The following is a 22,879-nucleotide window of genomic DNA, read 5'->3' as shown; positions in this document are numbered from 1 at the left end:
TTCCTGTTAGAAATATGAACAGTTTGTATCAAAATTTAGACGAAGAGATAAATGAAAATTGTTGATTTAGAATTGCAGAAATATTAGAATATACTTAACTAATTTGATTGGAGGTGGAGAAGGGATGATTCAAGCTGTTTTTGCACGTGAAGAAATGAAACATTTATATCTTTGCCGTGCAATTTTTCATGATGCTGCTTTTAACGGGATACGTATGCCCTTTTTTAGCAATTGCATAATGAAAACAAAACAGTGAAAACATCTCTTTACCCACTTATGTTGTATATGAGGAAGGACAAACTTCCTTTATGACAATCTTAATATAAGGAATGGTAAAAGGAGGGCTTCTTTATGCTCTCCTTTTCTATTCCTCTGGGCCATAGGATGATGCATTCCTATGGTCTTTTTTTGTTTAAAGTATATGTGAATAAACGGAGGAATTAATAATGATTGCATGCAGTGGACAGCAGCTAGGAAAAATGTATGGCGGAAATTCTGTGTTTGAGAATCTTTCATTTGAAATACATGAAAAGGATATCGTTGGTTTAGTTGGCAGAAATGGCAGCGGGAAAACAACCCTGTTTAAGCTATTAGCAGGAATGGAAGCACCTGATTTAGGTCAGGTTCATTGGCGAAAAGGATGTAAAATAGGGTTTTTAGAACAAATCCCAAGTTATCCTGACGGGATGAAGACGATAGATGTATTGAAAATAGCCTTTGCCCATTTAGTGGAAATGGAAGTAAATATGAAAAAGTTAGAGAAGGAAATGGGGGAGGAAACCAATTCCGAAAAATTAAGTAATCTGGTCAATAAATATGGGGAGCTTCAGGAGCAGTTTACTCATCAAAAAGGATATGAAATGGACGCTTTTATCGACCGAATAAGCAATGGGCTAAATATTGCCGAGTTATTAAATAAGGATTTTAACTCTTTAAGCGGCGGGGAGAAAACAAAAATTTGTCTTGGTCATATGCTGCTTAAAAGTCCAAATCTTCTATTGCTGGATGAGCCTACCAATCACCTTGATATAAAGGCTGTTGAATGGTTAGCAGGGTTTTTGAAAGAATATGATGGAACGGTTGTGATCATCTCCCATGACCGATATTTTTTAGACGAGACAGCAAACAAAATCCTCGATCTTGAGGATGGTGAGTTGACGATCTACCATACCAATTACTCAGGATTTGTTAAGGAAAAGGAGGAAAGGCTGTTAAGAGAATTCCAGCAGTATGAAGAACAGCAGAAAAAAATAAAAAAGATGAAAGAAACGATTAAACGGTTAAAAGAGTGGGCCAATCAGGCAAATCCGCCAAATGCAGGACTTCATCGGCGGGCACGGAGTATGGAGAAGGCACTTGAACGAATGGAGAAGCTAAACCGTCCCAACATAAACCGTAAGAAGATGAATATGGATTTAGATTCAGCTGACCGAAGTGGGAAAGATGTTGTCTATATGAAGGGAGTTTCCAAGTCTTTTGGCAGCCAGAAGCTTTTTGAGAATGTAAATATGCATATCCAATTTCAAGATAGAATAGCCATTGTTGGTGATAATGGGACGGGAAAATCAACATTGATAAAAATGATTCTTGATGAGATTGAGGCTGATAAAGGAGAGGTGCGGCGAGGAAGCAATGTGAAGGTTGGCTATCTTTCCCAGCATGTTTTTTCTGAAGCAACGGATCAGTCTGTTATTGAGACGTTCCGTGATGAGGTATCAGTTACTGAAGGGGAAGCTCGCCATATCCTTGCAAGTTTCTTATTCTACGGGCATGCAGTTTTTAGAAGTGTTTCACAATTAAGCGGGGGGGAAAAAATGAGGCTCCGCTTGGCACAGCTTATGTATCAGGATATAAACTTTCTTGTTTTGGATGAGCCAACGAACCATTTAGATATTGAATCTAGAGAGGTTTTAGAGGAAGCACTTGAGGATTACCAAGGAACCATTCTGGCTGTATCTCATGACCGCTACTTTATAAACAAAATTTTTCAGAAGATTTATTGGATCGATGATAAAAAAATTCACCTCTTCGCTGGGGACTATAACTGGGCTAAGAAAAAGTTAGATGAACAAACAAAAGTTATTGTTCCAGAAAGTCCAATAAATGAAGAGAGAGTGCTTAAAGAGCCGACAATAAAGCAAAGAAGCAATGAGCTGAAAGTGATGGAATTGGAAAATTTAATAGAGGAATTAGAAGCAGCCCTTTTGCTAGTAGAAGCAGAAATGGAATGTGAAGAAGCTTTAGAAAATCTGCAAAATTTATTTAAGAAAAAAGGGGATCTGGAAAAAGACAGGGAAGCATTGTATCAACAATTGGAGAAATGGCTGTAATTATATTTTTTTGAAAAATCCCACAGTGTTTATGATAGAATTTTAGATAATTGTACTTTATGGAGAAGCAGGTGGGGTCAAATGGAAAAGAATAAAATCATGTCTATTTTAGAAAAAGAATTAGTTGTCGCATTGGGCTGTACGGAGCCAGTAGCTATTGCGCTTGCGGCAGCAACTGCAAAGAGTCATATTAAGGGAACGATAGAAAAGATCTGTGTGAAGGCTAGCGGAAATATTATTAAGAATGCTAAGTCTGTCGGGATCCCAGGAATGACGGGAAAAGGCTTAGATTTTGCTGCTGCACTCGGAGCTGTTGCGGGTGACCCCACAAAAAACCTCGAAGTGTTAAATGGGCTTACGAATAAAGATGAGCTGCGTGCCATCAGGCTAATTGAAGAAGGAAAGATAACTGCAGGGCAAGCGGAGACGCCTAAAAGGCTTTATATTGAGGTCATTGTTGAAACAGAGGAGCAAATTTGTAAGGTTGTTATTTCTGATAACCATAGCAATATTACTTTAATTGAAGTAGATGGAAAAGCTGTCTACCTTGGCGGTTGTGAAAATATTGGAATCCAAACGGATGAAGAAGAACTTGAAGAGCTTACGATCGATGAAATATATGAGTGGGTTCTTCATACAGATATAAATGATTTAACACTTGTAAAAAGGAGCATTGAATTAAATCAGGCAATTGGTGAGGAAGGTCTTTCCGGTAATTATGGTTTGAATGTTGGAAGAACCATTCAAGATAATGTGAAAAAAGGCATCTTGTCTGATGATTTGGCAACAGCAGCCATGTCTCTTGCTGCTGCTGGTTCTGACGCAAGAATGGCTGGCTCCACCCTTCCGGTCATGGCAAATACGGGAAGCGGGAATCAAGGTATTGCCGTAACACTGCCTGTTGTTGCAGCGGCATTAAAGCTGCAAGTATCAGAGGAAAAAATGATTCGCGCAGTAGCCCTGAGCCATTTAATAACGATACACATTAAATCAAAATTTGGACGTCTGTCGGCTTTATGCGGTGTAACAGCTGCTGGAATGGGAGCAAGTGCTGCGATTGTTTATTTACTTGATGGGGGAATTCAACAAGTAAAGGCAGCTGTTCAAAATACGATTGGAAATGTTTCGGGAATGATTTGTGATGGAGCAAAGGCAGGCTGTGCGATGAAGGTTTCAACCTGTTCGAATGTAGCTGTCCAATCAGCATTGCTTGCGTTGAATCATCAGGAAATCAGCTCCACAGATGGATTCATTCATGATGATGTCGAAAAAAGCATCGAAAGCTTTTGTAAACTCGGAAATGAAGGAACAAGGCAAACAGATGAGATGATTTTAAAATTGATGTTAGAGAAATAAATACTTTTAGGGGGCGGCATCCATGCCGGCCTTTTTCTTTTCAATATAAACTTTTTAAAAGAAAAACAATAAAATAATTAGACAACTTGTCTCATATCTTATATAGAATGCGTACCGGAAAGCGAAGCCGGTCAAACGAGTCAGATGTATAAGGGGAGACAGGATGAATACATTTTTTAAAGGAACATTATTGCTGGCGGTCGCTGCTTTTGCTGGTGAATGCATTGAGTTTTTAGTAAATATGGTATTGGCTAGAGAGTTAGGGGAAAATGGGCTTGGCATGTATATGTCTATTCTGCCAACGATTTTTCTAGTCGTTCTTCTTGCAAGCTTTGAACTGCCCATTTCTATTTCTAAATTTATTGCCGAGAAGGATAAAAAGTACCATCAAAGTATGCTGAACCATGTGATTAAATTGACGGTGATTTTCACCGCTGTTCTAATGCCGCTTGCGATGCTGATCATGCCGTTTTTAACTGTTTTTGACCAGTACCATCCGTATCTCAGATGGGTCGTTATTGCGTTTATTCCGATCGTTTCTTTCTCTTCGATTACGAGAGGGTTTTTCATGGGGAAAAATCAGATGGGGAAAATCGCTACGTATAATTTTTTGCGAAAGCTCGTTCAGCTTTTATTTCTTGTATTTCTATACCAATTTTTCCAATTTGACACTAAGACTTCCGTATTCATTGCTTTTTGTACACTGATTGGCAGTGAGGTTGTTGTCTTTTTATACTTGCTTCATATGTTTATTATTCAGTTTCAGCAAGTAAAAAAGGAGCCTAGTGAAAGGATGAGTGGAAAGACGGTGCGACATAGTTTAATGGCTGTATCGATTCCGACGACCGCGATGAGAGTATTTCATGCGCTGACACATGCGATCGAACCATTCTTAATCAAAGCTGCCCTTTTACAAGCAGGGGTGAGCGGGGTTGTCGCCACTGAGCATTTTGGCATGCTTGCCGGAATCGCGATGACGATTGGCTTCTTCCCGGCATTCATTGCGCATTCGTTTTTAATTATGTTAATTCCGACAGTTTCCAAAGCGTATGCAGATAAAGATAATCAAAAATTACAGATTCTTCTCCAGCAAGTGTTTAAAGTGACAATTTTGTATGGGATTCCCGCTGTTACGCTCTTCTATTTTTTTGCAGAGCCGATCACGAGGACATTTTTTCATTCACCAGATGCAGCAGTATATTTACAAATGCTTTGGCCATTTTTCCTGCTGCATTATTTCATTATTCCGATGCAAGCCTTTTTAATCGGTATTGGTCTAATGAAGGAAGCTCTTTACCATTTTGTCTGGTCGACAGTCGTTTCATTCTCAGTTATTTATGTCCTCGGATCGTTGCATACCTTTCAGATGGATGGGGTAATTATAGGGATGAATGCAGGAGCTGTCGTCTTGTACCTAATGCATTACTTGACCATATGTAAAAAAATCGGTGTAACGATTTTACTAGCTCCTATAAAAAGATTTCATTAATAGAATGGAAGATTTATTTTTTTAAAGCTGTAGGGATTCAGCCAGAAATATTCGTCTATTAATGTGAGCGATGAAATTTTTAAGGAGAAATATAAAATGAAGATCTGTAAAAACAAACAATCAATGGAGCAATATTTTGAAACCTGTATTCTAGAACATGGCAAATCCTTGTTTAATTATATTTATTCATTAGTAAGACATAAGGAGCTAGCTGAGGATTTGTATCAGGAGGTACTAATTTCCGCCTATTTAGCATTGCCTTCCTTTGAAGAAAGAGCGAAGGTGAAAAATTGGTTATTTAAGATAGCAGTGAACAAATGTCGGGATTATTGGCGGAAGGAGAAATCAGCCAATCGGTTTTGGGAGGAAAAGGTTTACCTGTATGCAGAAGATTCGAACGTGATTGAACAGCCAGAGGAATTGATTCTCAACAAATGCAGTCAGGAGGAGATGGTTGTTACGCTTCAAGATCTTCCGAAAATGTACAGGGAGCCTTTACTTTTATTCTATTATCATAACCAAACATTAATGGAGATTAGCAATTTGACAAGTTTGCCCATATCTACAGTTAAAACTCGAATGAGACGTGCGAAGGACCGATTACGTCCGAAGGTAAAGGAACTAGTAGCAAATGGATGATGTAAAGAGCAGCCGAATGGCTGCTCTGATGGATTCCTAAATAGATTGATTGATCCCGTATTTTTTGGCTCTATATTCGCTGTCTTTTCTTCTGTTTTTTCGGATGTCTGCACGTTCTTTTGCAGAATCATACAAGCTTTTTTCTTCTTCGGTTTCTGGGATGACAGAAGGAACGGGTGTAGGCTTTCCATTTTCATCAATGGCTACCATTGTCAGGAATGACATGGCACAAATATTTCTTTCTCCAGACAGTAAATCCTCGGCAATGACTTTCACAAATATCTCCATAGATGATCTCCCTGTATAGGTCACAAATGCCTCTAAACAAACAGAGTTCCCTTGATAAATTGGGTGCAGGAAATCTACTGAATCGGTAGAAGCAGTAACAACATTTTTTCGTGCATGACGCATAGCCGATATTCCGGCAACATCATCGATATATGCCATCAATTTACCGCCAAATAATGTACCGTAAGCATTTGTATCTGGAGGCAACACAATACTTGTCTTAACCACAAAGGATTCTTTGCATTTTTTTGATTCGTTCATCGTAATCCTCCTTGTATTGGAAAAATGATTTATTTCTCGTCAATATAACATATCAGAGATTTAGAGGGAAATTTACTTTGGAAAATTTACAAAAACATAAAAAATGCTCATACGAGTTTAAATAGATAATGTTAATGAGTGAATATTCATTCAAATAAAGGGATTGATACCCTAATCGTTGAATTTTAAAGTGAAACAAAAAGATAATGAAAGCTGAGGGGGAAAAGGAAATGTCAGTTATTATGGAACTTAAGGATTTAGCGAAAAAAATGAATGAAAATCCGGTGCATATTGAGAATGAAAAGGATCGTGTTTTTCAGGTGAATTTAGATGATGGCAGCACGCTTCAAATTGTTCTAAAGGACGGACGAATCGAAATTGCAGAAGGGACTCCATTTGAATCGGAAGTGAAGCTGAGCCTTTCTGATAAAAACTTTTCTAAACTGTTAAAGGATGAGTTAAATACAACGATGGCATTCATGACTGGCGGCTTAAAGGTGGATGGAAAAATTGGGCTTGCTTTGAAGCTGCAGGAGATTGTAAAGAAGTATCAATAATTGTCTGATAAATTAATAGATTTGGATGATAAAGGATGAAATCTGGTCTGATATACATAAACTAATTGGCTGATAAATGTAAAAACTAATCGGTACTAATAATAAAATAGCGAAAGACCCAGTCCATTTGCCTGGGTCTTTCGCTAATGTTAAAGAAACAACAACATATGGTCTTCATCATAATAGATATCTTCAATTTTCATCGCTTTTTTATCTTTTCCAAATACCTCAAAACCAAAGGATGAATACAGCCTCTTGGCCGGTTCATTTGTTGATTCGACGGCTAAGTAGATTTGTTCAATCCCTTCAATCCCTTTTGCTTTCTCAAGTGCAGCTGAGATTAATGCCTTTCCAACGCCCTTTCTCCGAGATTCATCTGAAACATACATTGCGACAATCAAAGCCCGATGCTTTAATTTAAGCTTTGTTTCTCTTAGCAAAGTCACGGAACCGGTAAGCTTTTCTTCCTTAAAAGCACCAAAAGTAAATGATTCCTCGGATTGAAATCTTTCTCCATAAAAAGCTGCTGATCGATCCTTTTCCTCCTTGTAACTTGACGCAAAGGCTGAAGGGTGTTTCTGCAAAGCCACTAATCTCATTTTTCTATATGCGTCAGAATCATTCGGTGTTAAAAGTCTAATATTCATCAGATTCCCCTCCTTGCAAATTGTTCTTCAATTCTACCATTTTTAAACAAATTTTAAACAAAGACAATCATAATTTTAACCTTTACATTTTATGATTATATTAAAATAATCGATTGGGGTTGAGTATTTGAGTATTCAAGATGGGAAAAAGCGTATGAAAAGGCTTGTTTTACTTTCACTTGCTTTTATAATAACAAGCTTTACTGGTATGACAGAACTAAAAGTGGCGTCGGCAGCGGGAGGCGAAGGGAAACAGCAATCAGCGTATGTAACAACTAGTGAATCTGTGCGTACATCCATGGAAGCACTTCAGGATTGGAAAAAGTGGACAACAGATCATGCATATAGTCTTTCTAGCATTCAGCCTGAAACAGCGGTGAATGGAAAGATTCCTGCAGATCGATTCAAAGATTTAGAAATGCTAAAGCCTTTACTGCACGACAAACGCATTGTTTTCTTGGGGGAAAGCTCACATGGGGTGGCTGAGTTTAACTTGGCAAAGACAAGATTGATTCAATTTTTGCATGAAGAAATGGGATATAATGTTCTTGCCTTTGAAAGTGGTATAAGTAATTCAATGAATGTTCAAGGGAAAATCAGCCATTTATCTGCAGAGCAGGCGATGAAGGGCTCCATTTTTGGTGTTTGGTGGGCACAAGAGACGCTGCCTCTTTTTGATTACATAAAAACTACCCGGAACACGGATCAGCCGTTACTTTTAGCAGGATTTGATATTCAACAGCAGGGACAATTTATCGATACAAGCTGGCTTAAAGATGAAAAAATGGCAAAACAGTTGGCAGAAGCCGAAAAACAGCTTATGAATTGGGGAGGAAGCAAAGATTTAAAGGGATATCAGAAAGCAAAATCAGGACTGATTCAAACCTATGAACAAGTACTATCACAGGTGAAGCAGAAGGAAAGTGCGTTAAGGACAGCTTATCCTGACGAACCACAAATTGTAAAATTGATAGAAAGGGCTTTAAAGGAAAGGATTAGAGTTGTTAAAGAATATGTGGAAATCAATATAAAATCTAATATTGAGATGGAAAACTATGATCCAACATCATTTTTGAAATCCATGGAGTGGCGGGATCAAGCAATGTTAGCAAATTTAATATGGCTGGCAACCGAAGTCTATCCGAATGAAAAATTTATTGTTTGGGGACATAATGATCATATTCGCAAGTCGCATTCAGAAGTACAGGGCTCGCCGTACCCAGTCAAGCTAATGGGAGAGCTTTTACCTGTCGAATTTAAAAAATATAGCTATGTGTTAGGATTGTACATGGCAAGTGGGGAAACGGCAGACAATATGCGTAATCCAATGAGTGTTCTCCCTGTAAAAAGCGGTTCGATTGAAGATTTATTAGGAAGCAAGCAAAGCCCATATACCTTTATTGATATGAGATATCGCCAAAATGAGCGGGGGAGTTCATGGATGTTTGAACCGCGTTTTGCATATAGCTGGGGGTTTATGGAGGAAAGTTTTGTCCCTAGAGACCAATATGATGGACTTCTTTTAATTAATAAAGTTAAAGCACCAACTTATATTAAATAAATTATTGTGAATAAGAATAGAGAAGCTCCTTTGGTTAAGGGGCTTTTTATAATACAAGTTGGCTCTTGTTGGATGTCAGCTTTTAAAGCTCTTCATTATGGGTATGATATATACATTAACCTCTTAATTTTATTTTTTTCTATGTGGAGGAGACGGAATGAGAAAACGCCGGGTTGAATTTTTAATTGCTTTTATATTAGCTTTTTCTCTTTCGCTGATATTATTATCCAATCTAAGCCTCGCAGCAAAGACATGGATTTTGATCCTATACATTACAGCAATTATGATTAGTATTTATTCATTAATGCTGGAAAATCGGTCCCCTCAGCATACACTTCTGTGGATATATGTTCTTGTGTTTTTTCCTTTGCTTGGATACTTGTTCTATTTGTTTTCAGGGCAATTATATTTAAAGGGCTATCTGTTTAGAAGCAAGAGAAAGAAGGATAGAGAAGAATGGAAAAGGCTCCTTCAACAGGACGAATCTCCAGATTTAGCTTTTTTACAAGATGGGCAGCTTTCCTTTGCAAAATTTGCAAACCATCGATCACCCACCCCTATAAGCACTGCATCTCGATCGTATGTCCTAAAGAATGGGGAGGAGACTTTTTCAGAGATTAAAGAAAGGCTGAAAGAGGCTGAACAGTACATTCATATTGAATATTATATTTTTCGCACGGATCGGCTGGGAAAGGAAATTATTAACATCCTCATCGAAAAAGCAAAGCAAGGAGTCGAGGTATTATTCATTTTTGATGCAGCTGGCAGCCGAAAGATTGCGGTGGAAGACATTCAATTGATGGAGGAAGCAGGGGTAAAGGTACAAATATTCTCTCCATTGAAATATGGATTCTTTAATCAAAAATTAAACTTTCGCAATCACAGAAAAATAATTATTGTCGATGGGAAGATTGGATTTGTTGGCGGACTGAATGTTGGGATAGAGTATCTTGGTGAAGATGAGAAAATCGGATTTTGGCGGGACACGCATATGAAGTTAACTGGGGAGGCAGTGTATTCTCTTCACACAGCTTTGTTGTTAGATTGGGAATATGTCAGTGGAGAAAGCGTCTTGAAAAAATACCCTAAAATGAAACCAGCAATAGATGAATCCGTCCTTGATGGAGCTGTACAAGTTGTGGCCAGCGGACCAGATACGCAGCAAGGTCTCATGTGTGATTTTTACTTTGCGATGATCGCTAGTGCAGAAAAGTCTATTTGGATCGCAACACCATATTTTATCCCAGATGAGGCTATCCGAACGGCTTTAAGAATAGCAGCTGCAAAAGGAGTAGAAGTAAGAATTATGGTGCCTGATGTTAATGACGGATTTTTGACTCAATATGCGAGTCGATCTTATTTTCCAGAATTGCTGAGAACAGGTGCAGAAATCTATTCCTATAAAAAGGGATTTCTCCATCAAAAAATTATCATTGTTGATGGGAATTTAGCCTCACTTGGAACAGCAAATATGGACATGCGCAGTTTTCATTTGAATTTCGAAGTGAACGTCTTCTTATATGGCACAAGCTCCATTCGTGAGCTTGTTGCTCATTACGAACAAGATATGGAAGATAGTGAGAAAATTAGTCCTGTTCAATATTATAAGAGAGGATTTGCTGAAAGATCTAAAGAATCCTTTGCCCGCCTATTTTCGGGTGTACTGTGAGCAGCTCCAATAATATGGAGCTGTTTTTATTAGTAAAAAAAGGAATTAACCTGTATAATTTGAATAGTTAGAAAAAACAACTAATTATAAGGAGGGACCTTATGCTAGCGAAATCGGTAATTGAGGACGTTCTTACTGCGGCATTAGCAACGGGGGGAGACTTTTCCGAAGTCTTTCTTGAGGACCGTTATACGAATAATCTGACTCTGCAAGGGGGAAAGATTGAAAATAGCTTATCAGGCAGAGATTTCGGGATTGGCATTCGTGTATTTAAGGGTCTTCAAAGCGTGTACACCTACACAACGGATGGTTCAAAGGAGGGCTTACTAAAGGCAGCAAGAAATGCAGCCCATGCGATCTCTGGTGAGACTATCATTCATCCTGAGCCATTAAAAAAAGAAATAATTACTTGTGCCCATCCGATTGCGATAAACCCTAGAGAAACAGAGAAAACTCGAAAAGTGAATGTAATGAAGAAGGCATACGAGATTGCCAAAAACTATCATTCTAGCATTCAGCAAGTGCTTGTACGTTACTTAGACGAAGAGCAAAATGTTCTAATTGCGAATAGTGAAGGTAAATTTATTGAAGATAAAAGGGTAAGAAGCAGGCTGGCGATTCAATCAATTGCTTCTGATGGCAAACAAATGCAGCCTGGCTTTTATGGTCCGGGTGCTCATAAGGGATTTGAGTTTTTTGAGAACTTAAACCTGGAGCATTATGCAAATGAAGCCTCAAGGATTGCTGTAACGATGCTTGGTGCTGATCCTTGTCCGAGCGGGAAATTCCCAGTTATTATCGATAATGAGTTCGGTGGAGTTATTTTTCATGAGGCATGCGGTCACGGACTTGAAGCAACATCTGTTGCTAAGAACAATTCTGTTTTTGCGAATCGAATTGGTGAAAAAGTGGCCTCGGACGTTGTTACATACATTGATGATGGCACAATTGCAAATGAGTGGGGATCAATCACTATCGATGATGAAGGAGAAAAGGCCCGCAAAAATGTATTAATTGAAAATGGAATCTTGAAGGGGTATTTAATCGATAAATTTAATAGCCGCAGAATGGGAATGGAGTCGACAGGGTCAGGAAGACGACAGTCCTACCGATTTGCACCTACTTCGAGAATGACGAACACGTACATTGCGGAAGGAAAGTCGACACCTGAAGAAATTATCTCCAATACCGAGCATGGCATCTATACAAAATATATGGGTGGCGGTTCCGTCAATCCGGCAACAGGGGATTATAACTTTGCTGTAATGGAAGCTTATCTTGTAAAGGATGGGAAGATCGGAAAGCCGCTTAAAGGAGCAACTCTTGTTGGGAATGGCGCCGAAACATTACAACTCGTTGATATGGTTGGAAATAATTTAGGACATGGTGCGGGTATGTGTGGCTCGTTAAGTGGAAGCATTCCTGTAAATGTAGGTCAGCCGATGATTCGAGTCAGTGAAATGACCGTGGGCGGAAGTAAGGAGGGGGAGTAGAGTGAATATCCAAGAATTTCAGCAGAAGCTTTTTGGTATGGGTGAGAAGCAGGGCTTTACGGATATGGAGCTTTATTTTGAACGCGAGGAAAAGTTTAAATGTGGATTGTTTAAGGGTGAAATTGACTCCTACGAAACTTCTGAAATTGCTGGGGGTTCATTCCGTGGGCTTTTCAATGGGAAAATGGGCTATGCTTTTACAGAGAAATTAGATGAGGATTCCGTCTTATATCTCGTTGAAAATGCGAAGGAAAATGCGCAATTGATTGAGGAAGAAATTCAAGAGGAGATTTTCGGAGGCAGTGAGGAATATCAAGCAGGTAGCTTCTACTCTACTGAACTTGCAAAAGTGACCGTTCTGAAAAAAATTGAGCTCCTAAAAGAAATAGAAAAGCATATATATGCTTATGATAAAAGAGTTACAGGCACTAATTACTTTATTCTAGAAAGTGCTGAATCAGAAAGATACATTAGTAATAATAAAGGTCTTTCTCTTGATGAGAAGCAGAATTATATTGGGATGTTTATTTCTGTTGTAGTTAAGCAGGGGGATGAGACGAAAACAGGTGCTTACGTGAAGGCAACCAAGGATTTCTCTTCCTTTGTTCCAAAAGAGATTGCTAAGTATGCAGTGGAGGAAGCTCTCTCAAAGCTGAATGCAAAAACGGCAGAGAGTAAATACTATCCTGTATTATTGCGCAACGATGCAGCGGGGGACCTTTTCCAAACTTTTTCAGAGATTTTTTCAGCTGAGAACGCACAGAAGGGAAGATCGTTGTTAAAGGGGAAGGAAGGAGAAACGATTGCTGCTTCAGCACTTCAAATGGTTGATGATCCATTTTTAGAAGACGGTCTATTAAGCAGAAGCTTTGACAGTGAAGGTTTCGCAACAATGAAAAAAGCAATTGTAAAGGATGGCAAGCTTGTTACACTGCTTCATAATCGGAAAACAGCAGGCATTGCTGGAATAGAGTCAACAGGAAATGCGTATAAAGGTTCTTATAAAGGCAGCTTAACTGTGTCTCCATCGAATTTATATGTGGTGCCGTCAAAAAAGAGCCTTGAGGAGCTCACAGCTTCGGTTGATGAAGGGATACTCATTACAGATTTAGCAGGCTTGCACTCTGGTGCAGACACAGTGTCAGGTGACTTTTCACTAGCAGCTAACGGCTTTTTTGTAAAGGATGGGAAAGTTCAAAACACAGTGAAGCAAATGACGATTGCTGGAAACTTCTTTGAATTATTAAAAAATATTGAAGCGATCGGTTCCGATTTAGAGTTCTCGATGTCCAATGTCGGTTCCCCATCCTTGCTGATTAAGGAATTGGCTGTAACCGTGGAATAGGTTGGTTGATAGGGCATATCACTATAAAGTGGTGTGCCCTCTTTTGTTTGTTCACAGGAATGATTTGTGTTTCAATAGATTCAGAAAAGAAATTTGGGGGTTCATTGTGAAAATTATCGCTGCCCTTCCCTATATGGTTGTGTCACGTTCGATCGATTGGAATAAACAGCATTTTATGGAAAGAGAAGAAAAATTGATACTAGCAGAGGATAAAATTACTTCCCATATAAATGAATTTTCTCTTGAAGAAATATGGGATATTTCCTTTAAGGCTTCTAGTTCTGGATATGGATTTTTTTACCTTCATACAAACCAGGGGTTATTTTCCTATCGTGTTAAAGCAGAACCGTCCGAATTTATGAATAAGTATCAGGAAATGAAAAAACGGGTAGAAAAGTATGATTAACTTTTTTACCCGTTATTTATTTTATTTGGTTCATTTGCACATGCGTTTCTTGAAGAAAGTTCAACGAGTATTCTACCTTTTTTATATGAAGTTTTTATATTATATCTGGAACGTTAAAAAGAATAAAGAAATCAGACTTAGGAAATAACACCAATAAAAAAAGCAGGAGTCATCCTCCTGCTTAGTCTCTGCTTCCAAGAATACCGAAAATACGTAAAATATTAATGAACAAGTTAATAAAGTCTAGATATAGATTAAGAGCCATTAAAGGAACTTCTTCAGCTGATACCCCATAATGCTTCATACGGTTAAAATCATACAATACATATCCGCTAAATACGAGTACGCCAATGAAAGAGAAAGCAAGCATTCCTGTAGAGCTTAAAGGCCAAAATAGGCTAAAGATTGAAATGGCAATCAGTGCTAATAGCGCGGCCATTAACATTCCGCCTAAGAAGGATAAATCACGCTTAGTAGTTGAAGCGTATATCGCAAGCCCGGTAAATACCGTTGTTGTGGTTGCAAGCGCAAGTAAAACCGGATTTGGGCCAATTGTAGCTAAGTAATGTGAAACAATTGGATACGTGGTGATACCTGAAATAAATGTGAACGCAAAAAGGAATGAATAAGACATTGCTTTTTTACGACGGATAATAAACGCGAATACAAGCATGCCAATTTCAAGAATCATGAGCGGCAAAAACATTGCGGGTGGAACAAGAACACCTGCCATTGTTCCTGCGAATGCGATTGCCAATGAGATCGCAAATGTTCTCAAAACAGAAGGCAAATATGGATTAGTTGTTTGTTGTGCATACATATTTTCATTTCTCCTCATATTAATTTAACTATAGTTTATATACGGTTATTCTTAAAGATGGTTTCAAAAAAGTTATTTCTCTTTTAATAAATCTCTTATTTCCGTTAAAAGCTCCTCTTTCTTGTCCACTTTCGGTGAAGGTTGTACTTCTTCTTCTTTCTTCTTAAATCGTCTATTAATGATTCTTACAAAGATAAATATAGAGAAAGCAATAATAAGGAAGTCAACAATTGTCTGAATAAATGCTCCGTATTTTACTTCCGCTTTTCCTACGGTAATAGCAAGCGAGGAGAAGTCAATCCCGCCACCAATAAGCACTCCTACTAGCGGCATAATAATATCATCGACGAGCGAGGAAACTATTTTACCAAAGGCAGCTCCGATGATGACACCTATGGCAAGATCCAGAACATTTCCTCTCAATGCAAACTTTTTAAACTCATTCCACATGGATTAATAGCACCTTTCCTTAAAAAATTATCGTAATTATACTACGTGTGGGTGAAGGAAGCCAGTTGAAAAGGACTTAATTTTAAAATTTGGAAATTCCTGCAAGACGATATTGTGTGAAAAATGACTTAGAATGAAAGAATTTGTGGTGAATGTTTGGTATGATGTAATCATTAATATGAATATTCAGATATTTATTTCTTTTATATTTTTTGACTATGAAATATTTAGAGGTTTCTTTACAATACTAAAAGAAGAAAACTTTAGGAGGATGAAATGGATATTAACAAACAGCGGAAAGATCCTCGATTTAAAATTGCTGTTAAGGAAGCTTGGATCGGGATTGGACTTGTACTTTTTAATTTTGCTTGGTGGTTCGGCTTTGCGTATGGACCTCTTGGATCTGGGAGTGTGGAAAGCTACCATTTTATTTTTGGGTTGCCTGCTTGGTTTTTTTACAGCTGTGTAGCAGGATTCATAGTTATGTCAGTGCTTGTTGTTTTAGCTGTTAAGCTATTTTTTAAAGAAGTTTCTTTCGATGATGAAGCAGAAGGGGAGGCCGAACCAAAATGAATTGGCAAGTGGTTACCCCATTAATTATTTTCTTAGTCCTTATTTTTATTATAGGCTTTTGGGCAAGCAAACAAATGAATTCCTCCAATTCCTTTCTTCAGGAATACTTTCTTGGGGGAAGGGAGCTTGGCGGATTTGTTTTAGCTATGACAATGATGGCGACATATGGGAGTGCAAGCAGTTTTATTGGCGGTCCTGGTGTGGCTTATACACAAGGGCTTGGCTGGGTATTGCTGGCCATGTCACAAGTTGTAACGGGATATTTTGTCCTCATGGTCCTTGGGAAAAAATTTGCAATCATGGCAAGAAGATATCAGGCAGTTACCTTAATTGACTTTTTAAAGGAACGTTATAAAAGCAAGTGGGTCGTATGGCTGTCCGCTTTTAGTATAATTATCTTTTTATTTTCAGCCATGGCAGCCCAATGGGTCGGTGGAGCAAGACTAATCGAGTCATTAACTGGTTTAAGTTATATTTCGGCTTTATTTATATTTGCCATTTCAGTTATGGTTTATGTTGTCATTGGCGGATTTCGAGCAGTTGCCTTAACCGATGCTGTTCAAGGTGCAATCATGTTTATTGGTACTCTTATTCTCCTAATCGCTGTTATTATTGCAGGTGGTGGAATTCCAAAGATCATAAGCGATTTGGCAGCTGAAAATCCGAATTTAATTACTCCTTATGGATTTGATGGGGGGCTAACACCGCTCTATGTTTCCTCGTTTTGGATTCTAGTTGGTGTTGGTGTTGTCGGTCTTCCGCAAGTAACAGTTCGTGCCATGTCTTATAAAAACTCAAAAGCGATGCATCGGGCGATTATAATTGGAACCATTGTTGTAGGATTTATCATGCTAGGTATGCACTTAATTGGCGTTTTTGCCCGTCCCATTCTGCCAGGTATAGAGGTTGGAGATACAGTTATGCCGTTAATTGCCCTAAAAGTATTGCCTCCATGGCTTGCTGGAGTTGTCTTGGCAGCTCCGATGGCAGCGATCATGTCAACGGTAGATTCTCTTCTGCTTCTTGTAAGCTCTGCAGTTGTAAAAGATGTATATATTAACTACATAAGACCAAATGCAAGTGAAGGAACCATCAAAAAAATGAGCTTTAGTGTAACCACTGTGTTAGGAATCCTTGTTTTCTTGATGGCAATTAGTCCGCCAGATTTACTTATATGGTTAAATTTATTTTCGTTTGGCGGTTTGGAGGCAGCCTTTATTTGGCCCGTTGTTCTTGGGCTATATTGGCAAAAGGGAAATAAATTTGGGGCAATTACATCAATGCTGATTGGTACGGGTTCCTATATTATTATTCACCTTTATTGTCCAAATCCCTTCGGTATGCATACGGTTACCCTTCCGATTGTTTTATCATTCATTGCATTTATTGCGGTTAGTTTAATAACTGGGAAAAAGGATACAAATCAAGTAAGCCTTTTATCCTGAGAAAGAAAGAGTGTGAAATCTATTGTGATTTTGCGCTCTTTTTTAGTTCATTTTTGAAAATTGGGAGATTTGTAGAATCCTTTTTCTTTTGTTACACTCTTAACATAGTGATTGACATACTAGGGAGAATTAAATGAAAAATTATATATATATACTATCTTTATTAATGCTGGCCGGCATGGCAGCTTGTTCACAGAAACTAGATACAACTATTAAAATAGAAAATATTGATATAAAAAAAGGTAATCAACAATCAAGTGATAAAAAACTAGCAGTGTTGACAGAAGGAAAAGAAAAGAAGGAAACAATATGGCTAAAGGAAAAAGCACTCTATCAATTTGAAGCAGTTGCAGACGAATTTGAATACACTGTCTTTATCTTTGCCGATGATGAGAAAAGCCGATTGAATGAGGCTCCTTCGGATAGTGCCAATAAAGGGGAACAATTATATACAGGTCATTATTCCATGTATTTGGCAGAAAAGGATTCAACGGTCGCGTATAAACAGGGAGTGTTGGAGCAAAAAGGAGAATTAACCTTTAGCTCATCTGCTGTCCAGGCTTATCCATTAATTTTAGGGGAAAATACGATTATTGCAGTCATTGACTCTGAATCGCACCCCAAATTCTATTTTATAAATGATGGAGAAATAAAAGAAGTTCAACAAAATGAGAGCATACTGCCAATTGTTGGTACCAAAGTGAAAGCAATCAATCAGAAGTTCATTCAAACCGCCCATTTAGTTGATGGGGAAGATTGGATATACACGACGTGGGGATTTGATAAAGAATCAATGATTTTATTTAAGCATGATGAAACACTTGTGGAAGGTCAAGAAGGAGAGAAGTGGTACAAGCTATGGAGTGAAAAAAGTGAATACTTTTTTCCATTCTTAAATATAGAACTTACTAGTGAAGTACTTGAAAAAGCAAAGCAAGGAATTCCTTTAGGGAGTCCATATCCAATTGGAACGAGCATTTCAAATATAAAAAAATCAGATCCACATTATTTTGATGAGGGAATAGATGTGGATGGGATTCCATACGTATTATATCCTGAAATCACCTATTATTTTGAAGAGGCTACAGGCATCGTTAACGCTGTATCCATTCCAGGGGAACGTCTGAAAACAACTTTGACGAATGTAAAAAAAATGTTTGGAACCCCAGATCAAGAGATGAAGAAGAATGAAGGAGAACTGGCTGTTTATCTAGCAGAAAATTACAGTATTGAAATTTTGACAGATAAAGATGGGAAAGTTGAACGGATGTATTTGCGAAAAAAATAGAAGATCATGCGGAGATATTCCGCATGACCTTATGTGTGCCTATTAAAATGCCCAATCCCCATTACGGAAAACAGGTTCAGAAGTGCCATCAGCTGTAATGCCATCAATATCCATTTCTGCAGAGCCAATCATGAAGTCGACATGTGTTAAGCTCTCGTTTAACCCATGTTCTTTTAGTTCATCACTGGACATTTGCTTGCCGCCTTCTAAACAAAATGCATACGCACTGCCGATAGCAAGGTGGTTGGAAGCATTTTCGTCAAATAATGTGTTATAGAATAAAAGGTTGGATTGAGAGATTGGCGAGTTGAAAGGGACAAGCGCCACTTCTCCAAGATAATGTGAGCCTTCGTCTGTTTCGACAAGCTGTTTAAGGATTTCTTCGCCTTCTTCTGCTTTCACATCAACAATGCGGCCATTTTCAAAAGTAAGGGTAAAATGATCAATAATATTGCCTCCGTAGCTTAGAGGCTTCGTGCTTGATACTGTTCCGTTTACACCTGTTCTTAAAGGAACGGTAAATACTTCCTCTGTCGGCATGTTTGCCATAAATTCATGGCCCTTTTCGTTGATGCTTCCGGCACCACACCATAGGTGCTTTTCAGGGAGCTCAATTGTTAAGTCTGTTCCTGGTGCTGTATAGTGAAGTTTCTTATAGCGTTTATTGTTTAAATAATTTACTTTTTCATGAAGGGTTTCATCATGATTTTTCCATGCTTGAACTGGATTTTCAACATTTGTATGAGTTGCTTTAAAGATTGCATCCCACAGCAATTGAACTCTTTCCTCTGAAGGTGCATCAGGGAAGACTTTGTCAGCCCATGCAGGAGATGGAGCAGCGATAACTGTCCAGCTGACTTTGTCAGCCATCATCATTTTTCTGTATTTTGATAATGCTTTCCCTGCTGCTTTTTGGAAGTTCGCAATGCGTTCGGGATTAATTCCTTTAAACAAGTCTGGGCTTGCAGAAACGACTGACATGAATGCTGCTCCATTTTCAGCAAGTTCTTCAACTTCTTTCGCACGCCATTCTGGATATTCAGTGAAAGCCTCATCAGGTGCAAGCTCGTATTTCGTGCGGGAAACAGCATCATCGCTCCAGTTAACAACTACATTATGCGCACCAGCTTCATACGCTTTTTTAACGATAAGACGGACGAACTCAGCTGCATCAAGTGTCGTGTTAACGACAAGTGTTTGCCCTTTTTGAACATTTACACCAACTTTTACTGCAAGCTCAGCATATTTTTCTAAGTTTTTTTGAAAGTCATTCATTATGTAATCTCCTTTTTCAGAATCTTCATTAACATTGTAGCGTTTTTATTGTAAAAAAGAAACTTCGAATGATTTAAATGTTCCTGTTTTATACTATTTAGGTATGTTCATTAATTATTACGGTCAATTATTAAATTTTATGTCAATATATATCATGCTCGGTTAAAAAAAGGAATCCTTACACAGATTCCTTTTTCACCTTTAAATTTTTAGGCTTTTCAGCAATCGCAAACATGACCCAATATAAGAAAGCACTTAAAACAGCAAGTGCAGCTAAGATGATGAATGTCCAGTCATAGCCAATCCACACGGTTAATGGGATAGAAATGGGTGCAATGGTTTTGCCAATCGTAAAACGAAGGCTTGCAGCTGCAAAATATTGTCCCCTCATATGATCTGGGGCAATCTTTGAAACAAAGCTTTGCTGAATGCCTGCTGCCATTAATTCACCAAGAGTAAAGAGTACCATTGCAAAAATTAATCCCCAAATCCAATTGGTTTGGCCCATCATGAAGATGGCTACTGCGTAGGCTAAAGAAGATAAAATAAATACATTTCTCTCTCTATATTTCATCATCATTTTTGTAACGACTACTGTAAACAACGCAACTAAAAAGCCATTTTCAGAAAGCAGGATGCCAAAGGCCTGTTCCCCATGAACCTTAAATGACCAATCGCCAAATTGGATCAATGTCTGATTTTGAACGTATTCCTTCATATAGACTGGGAGCAGCAGATCAAGCTGCATAAATGTCTGGGCTGCTAAAACACCAGCTATGATGAAAAGCAGAAACGTTTTATCCCGAAAGATAATGCCGTAATCCTTCATTTGATCGATTAAAACAGTGTACCATTTCTTATTTTCTTGGGAGATTCCAGTGTGTTCCGGTACTGTTTCCCTTGTCATTTTGGCAAGGAGGCCTGAAAGCACCATACAGATAATCCCTGCGGCAAGGAGCAGCTGATAGCGATAATCTGTATAAAAAATTGCTCCCAAAATCGGACCAACGACAACTGCTATATTAATAGATGTATAGAATATTGCGAATACATGGCTGCGTTCCTTTTCCTCAACAACATCAGCTACCATTGCTTGGCTCGCTGGCCAATAGAATGAGCTGAAGACACCGACAAGTGCAAAGCAGATAAACCCAATCCATGGGGAGTTTAGCCATGGAGAACTAGCTAGGGCAAAAACAAGATAGCATATCCCCTGCCCGAAAGATGATAGAACCATCATCGTTTTACGCCCAAAGCGATCAGCGAAATAACCGCCCATTAAGTTAGCTAGTACTGAAAATACTTGTGAAAAAATAAGCATCAAGCCAGCTTTGTCTTTTCCAAATTCACCTGCAAAATAAATGGTTAAAAACGGAAAGAACATCCAAAAGGCAATATTTAAAGCGGCTTCCCCAAATAATCGAACCTTTAAATTTGAATCCCAATCTCTAATTCTCATGCTGTTTCCTCAATTTCCATTTTAGAATAACGCTATCATACTACCAATTTTGAGGAAAAAACAAGAAATATTTGAAAAAAGCGAGGAATCAAAACATTCAATTTGGGTGAAAGTTAATTAGTACACAAAGAACATAAGTACAGTAGTTAAGATCCCAACCCAAATACTTAATAAAATACAGTAACCCATAATATGACGAATATGAAGGCCAACTACTGCCAAAATTGGCAAAGCCCAGAAAGGTTGAATTAAATTTGTCCAAGCATCCCCCCACCCAACAGCCATGGCAGTAATCGCGGGATCGACACCAAGCTGGATGCCTGCTGGAACCTGAAGCGGTCCTTGAAGCGCCCATTGACCCCCGCCAGAAGGAGCTAGAATGTTAACCAGACCTGCTGTCCAATAAGTAAAGATATCAAATGTATCTTTACTCGCAACAGAAGCCATTCCATTAATAATGGACTCTGCCAGTCCTGAACTGCCAAGTACAGCGATAATCCCTGCATAAAAAGGAAATTGAAGGATAATAGGGGATATCGCTGTGCCTGCCTCTTTAAACGCTTTTGCATATTGTCCGAGTGATTTATGAAGGATAAGTCCAAGTGATAAAAAGAGAATATTGATGATATTTAAATCGAGGTCTCTGCCATTAATAAATTCATAAACAACATAAACCATTCCAATTAATCCGGTTATAATGCCTAAAAATGAAGTATTTTCTAATCGTTCTGCAGGAGTGTATTCTCCTTCATTGAGATTCTCAGTTTCTGCTTTTTTTGACTGAGAAGAATAGGAAATGATGCCTTTTTTAGGAGCCATAAGAACAATGAAAATAGGAAGTGTAATTAATAGTGCGAGGAAAATAATAATTGTGCCGGGATGAAAGATGGTTTCGGAAGTTGGAATGACTCCCATAACATTTTCTAGGAAGTGCCCTTTTGTTGCCACAGTCAACCCAATGGAACTAGATAAGCCTGCAGTATAAAGGGCAGTTGGTGTGTAGGCAGCTGCAACTAAAAGGGGGAAGTGTGCTTTATTATTTCTCTTGCCTAATTCGCGGGCAATTATGGCGCCAACAACAACAGCAAGTCCCCAGTTAATATAATAAGCACCAGCAGATACGAGAAAAGTCATGACATATGCTTGATTGGCCGTTTTTGCCTTAGATGCTAGAAACGATAGCATTTTTTCAACGATAGGCACAGAAGCGAGAGCCATTCCAGTCATTAATAATAGAACCATTTGCATGGTAAAAGATAGGTAAACCCAGAACCCATCACCAAATGATTTGAAAAGCTCGACAGGTTCAGATGGCTTCATAAAGAAACCAAGGACAAAAACAAGAAGGGTCATTAAAACAGCAATGACAAACGCATCAGGAAGATATCTTTCAGCGACCTTTGAAAAGCGGTCTGCAATTCTGTTTAACATTTTTTCACTCTCCTTCATTAGAATTAGTACATGCTATGAAAGGAGACGGGCTGTTTATGACAAAAAAAGAAAAAGAGCGAATACAGATCATTTAGTA

General features: G+C 38.4%; 21 protein-coding genes. 14 read left to right on the top strand and 7 right to left on the bottom strand.

The window, feature by feature from the left end:
- Positions 1-124 precede the first annotated feature (124 nt).
- From FI644_RS27105 to FI644_RS05445, 5 genes are all read left to right on the top strand, one after another.
- Entirely contained in the window at positions 125-256 is a 132-nt protein-coding gene (locus FI644_RS27105) for an RAxF-45 family protein (protein ID WP_256376283.1), read from the top strand.
- Positions 257-446: 190 nt separating this feature from the next.
- Positions 447-2,330 (top strand): ribosomal protection-like ABC-F family protein, encoded by a 1,884-nt coding sequence (gene abc-f / locus FI644_RS05460; protein ID WP_056682537.1) that lies wholly within the window; start codon positions 447-449, stop codon positions 2,328-2,330.
- An 81-nt stretch (positions 2,331-2,411) separates the two neighbouring features.
- Positions 2,412-3,686, top strand: coding sequence for an L-cysteine desulfidase family protein (locus tag FI644_RS05455; protein WP_053479098.1), 1,275 nt, complete (start codon positions 2,412-2,414; stop codon positions 3,684-3,686).
- Positions 3,687-3,849: 163 nt separating this feature from the next.
- Positions 3,850-5,175: a polysaccharide biosynthesis protein gene (locus FI644_RS05450; protein ID WP_053479097.1), complete on the top strand. Its 1,326-nt coding sequence runs from the start codon at positions 3,850-3,852 to the stop codon at positions 5,173-5,175.
- 96 nt (positions 5,176-5,271) lie between these two features.
- Positions 5,272-5,814 carry an RNA polymerase sigma factor gene (locus FI644_RS05445; RefSeq protein WP_053479096.1) on the top strand — a complete coding sequence of 181 codons (543 nt, stop codon included), beginning with the start codon at positions 5,272-5,274 and terminating at the stop codon, positions 5,812-5,814.
- Between the two features lie 36 nt (positions 5,815-5,850).
- Here the strand turns inward: FI644_RS05445 and FI644_RS05440 are convergent, their stop codons facing one another.
- Positions 5,851-6,363 carry an acyl-CoA thioesterase gene (locus FI644_RS05440; protein ID WP_053479095.1) on the bottom strand — a complete coding sequence of 171 codons (513 nt, stop codon included), beginning with the start codon at positions 6,361-6,363 and terminating at the stop codon, positions 5,851-5,853.
- Between the two features lie 230 nt (positions 6,364-6,593).
- Here FI644_RS05440 and FI644_RS05435 point away from each other — a divergent pair, with 230 nt between their 5' ends.
- A complete protein-coding gene (locus FI644_RS05435; RefSeq protein ID WP_056682542.1) occupies positions 6,594-6,920 on the top strand; it encodes an SCP2 sterol-binding domain-containing protein in 327 nt (108 codons plus the stop codon).
- A 149-nt stretch (positions 6,921-7,069) separates the two neighbouring features.
- Here the strand turns inward: FI644_RS05435 and FI644_RS05430 are convergent, their stop codons facing one another.
- Positions 7,070-7,567 (bottom strand): GNAT family N-acetyltransferase, encoded by a 498-nt coding sequence (locus tag FI644_RS05430; RefSeq protein WP_056682545.1) that lies wholly within the window; start codon positions 7,565-7,567, stop codon positions 7,070-7,072.
- A 127-nt stretch (positions 7,568-7,694) separates the two neighbouring features.
- Here FI644_RS05430 and FI644_RS05425 point away from each other — a divergent pair, with 127 nt between their 5' ends.
- The 5 genes from FI644_RS05425 (at position 7,695) to FI644_RS05405 (ending at position 14,041) form a co-directional block, all read left to right on the top strand.
- Entirely contained in the window at positions 7,695-9,128 is a 1,434-nt protein-coding gene (locus FI644_RS05425) for an erythromycin esterase family protein (RefSeq protein WP_246067029.1), read from the top strand.
- Positions 9,129-9,285: 157 nt separating this feature from the next.
- Positions 9,286-10,797, top strand: a complete 1,512-nt coding sequence (gene cls, locus FI644_RS05420; RefSeq protein ID WP_053479092.1) for a cardiolipin synthase — start codon at positions 9,286-9,288, stop codon at positions 10,795-10,797.
- 101 nt (positions 10,798-10,898) lie between these two features.
- Entirely contained in the window at positions 10,899-12,290 is a 1,392-nt protein-coding gene (locus FI644_RS05415) for a TldD/PmbA family protein (protein WP_053479091.1), read from the top strand.
- 1 nt (position 12,291) lies between these two features.
- Positions 12,292-13,635: a TldD/PmbA family protein gene (locus FI644_RS05410; RefSeq protein ID WP_142108134.1), complete on the top strand. Its 1,344-nt coding sequence runs from the start codon at positions 12,292-12,294 to the stop codon at positions 13,633-13,635.
- Positions 13,636-13,741: 106 nt separating this feature from the next.
- On the top strand, positions 13,742-14,041 hold the full coding sequence (locus FI644_RS05405; protein ID WP_053479089.1) for a hypothetical protein: 300 nt from the start codon (positions 13,742-13,744) through the stop codon (positions 14,039-14,041).
- A 181-nt stretch (positions 14,042-14,222) separates the two neighbouring features.
- Here FI644_RS05405 and FI644_RS05400 read toward each other — a convergent pair whose 3' ends face one another.
- The gene (locus FI644_RS05400) at positions 14,223-14,861 is read right to left on the bottom strand and encodes a Bax inhibitor-1/YccA family protein (RefSeq protein WP_053479088.1); all 639 of its coding nucleotides are present in this window, start codon (positions 14,859-14,861) and stop codon (positions 14,223-14,225) included.
- A gap of 72 nt (positions 14,862-14,933) precedes the next feature.
- Positions 14,934-15,311 carry a large conductance mechanosensitive channel protein MscL gene (mscL, locus tag FI644_RS05395; protein ID WP_053479087.1) on the bottom strand — a complete coding sequence of 126 codons (378 nt, stop codon included), beginning with the start codon at positions 15,309-15,311 and terminating at the stop codon, positions 14,934-14,936.
- Between the two features lie 276 nt (positions 15,312-15,587).
- Between mscL and FI644_RS05390 the strand changes: the two genes are divergently transcribed.
- From FI644_RS05390 to FI644_RS05380, 3 genes are all read left to right on the top strand, one after another.
- A complete protein-coding gene (locus FI644_RS05390) occupies positions 15,588-15,884 on the top strand; it encodes a YhdT family protein (RefSeq protein WP_053479086.1) in 297 nt (98 codons plus the stop codon).
- Complete coding sequence (panF, locus tag FI644_RS05385; protein ID WP_053479085.1) at positions 15,881-17,329, top strand: sodium/pantothenate symporter; 1,449 nt, start codon at positions 15,881-15,883, stop codon at positions 17,327-17,329. Before FI644_RS05390 ends, panF begins: the two co-directional genes overlap by 4 nt.
- Positions 17,330-17,462: 133 nt before the next feature.
- Positions 17,463-18,617: a hypothetical protein gene (locus FI644_RS05380; protein ID WP_053479084.1), complete on the top strand. Its 1,155-nt coding sequence runs from the start codon at positions 17,463-17,465 to the stop codon at positions 18,615-18,617.
- A 42-nt stretch (positions 18,618-18,659) separates the two neighbouring features.
- Here the strand turns inward: FI644_RS05380 and FI644_RS05375 are convergent, their stop codons facing one another.
- The 3 genes from FI644_RS05375 to FI644_RS05365 form a co-directional block, all read right to left on the bottom strand.
- Positions 18,660-19,892: an aminopeptidase gene (locus tag FI644_RS05375; RefSeq protein ID WP_053479083.1), complete on the bottom strand. Its 1,233-nt coding sequence runs from the start codon at positions 19,890-19,892 to the stop codon at positions 18,660-18,662.
- A gap of 178 nt (positions 19,893-20,070) precedes the next feature.
- Positions 20,071-21,351: an MDR family MFS transporter gene (locus tag FI644_RS05370; protein ID WP_053479082.1), complete on the bottom strand. Its 1,281-nt coding sequence runs from the start codon at positions 21,349-21,351 to the stop codon at positions 20,071-20,073.
- Between the two features lie 117 nt (positions 21,352-21,468).
- Positions 21,469-22,782 carry a short-chain fatty acid transporter gene (locus FI644_RS05365; protein ID WP_053479081.1) on the bottom strand — a complete coding sequence of 438 codons (1,314 nt, stop codon included), beginning with the start codon at positions 22,780-22,782 and terminating at the stop codon, positions 21,469-21,471.
- Positions 22,783-22,879: the final 97 nt, after the last annotated feature.

Origin of the sequence: Cytobacillus solani (genome assembly GCF_006704205.1) — a bacterium.
In the GTDB taxonomy this organism is placed as follows: Bacteria; Bacillota; Bacilli; order Bacillales; family Cytobacillaceae; genus Cytobacillus; species Cytobacillus solani.
Note: the sequence above shows the minus strand (reverse complement) of the source record. Positions and strands in the feature narration are given on the sequence as shown.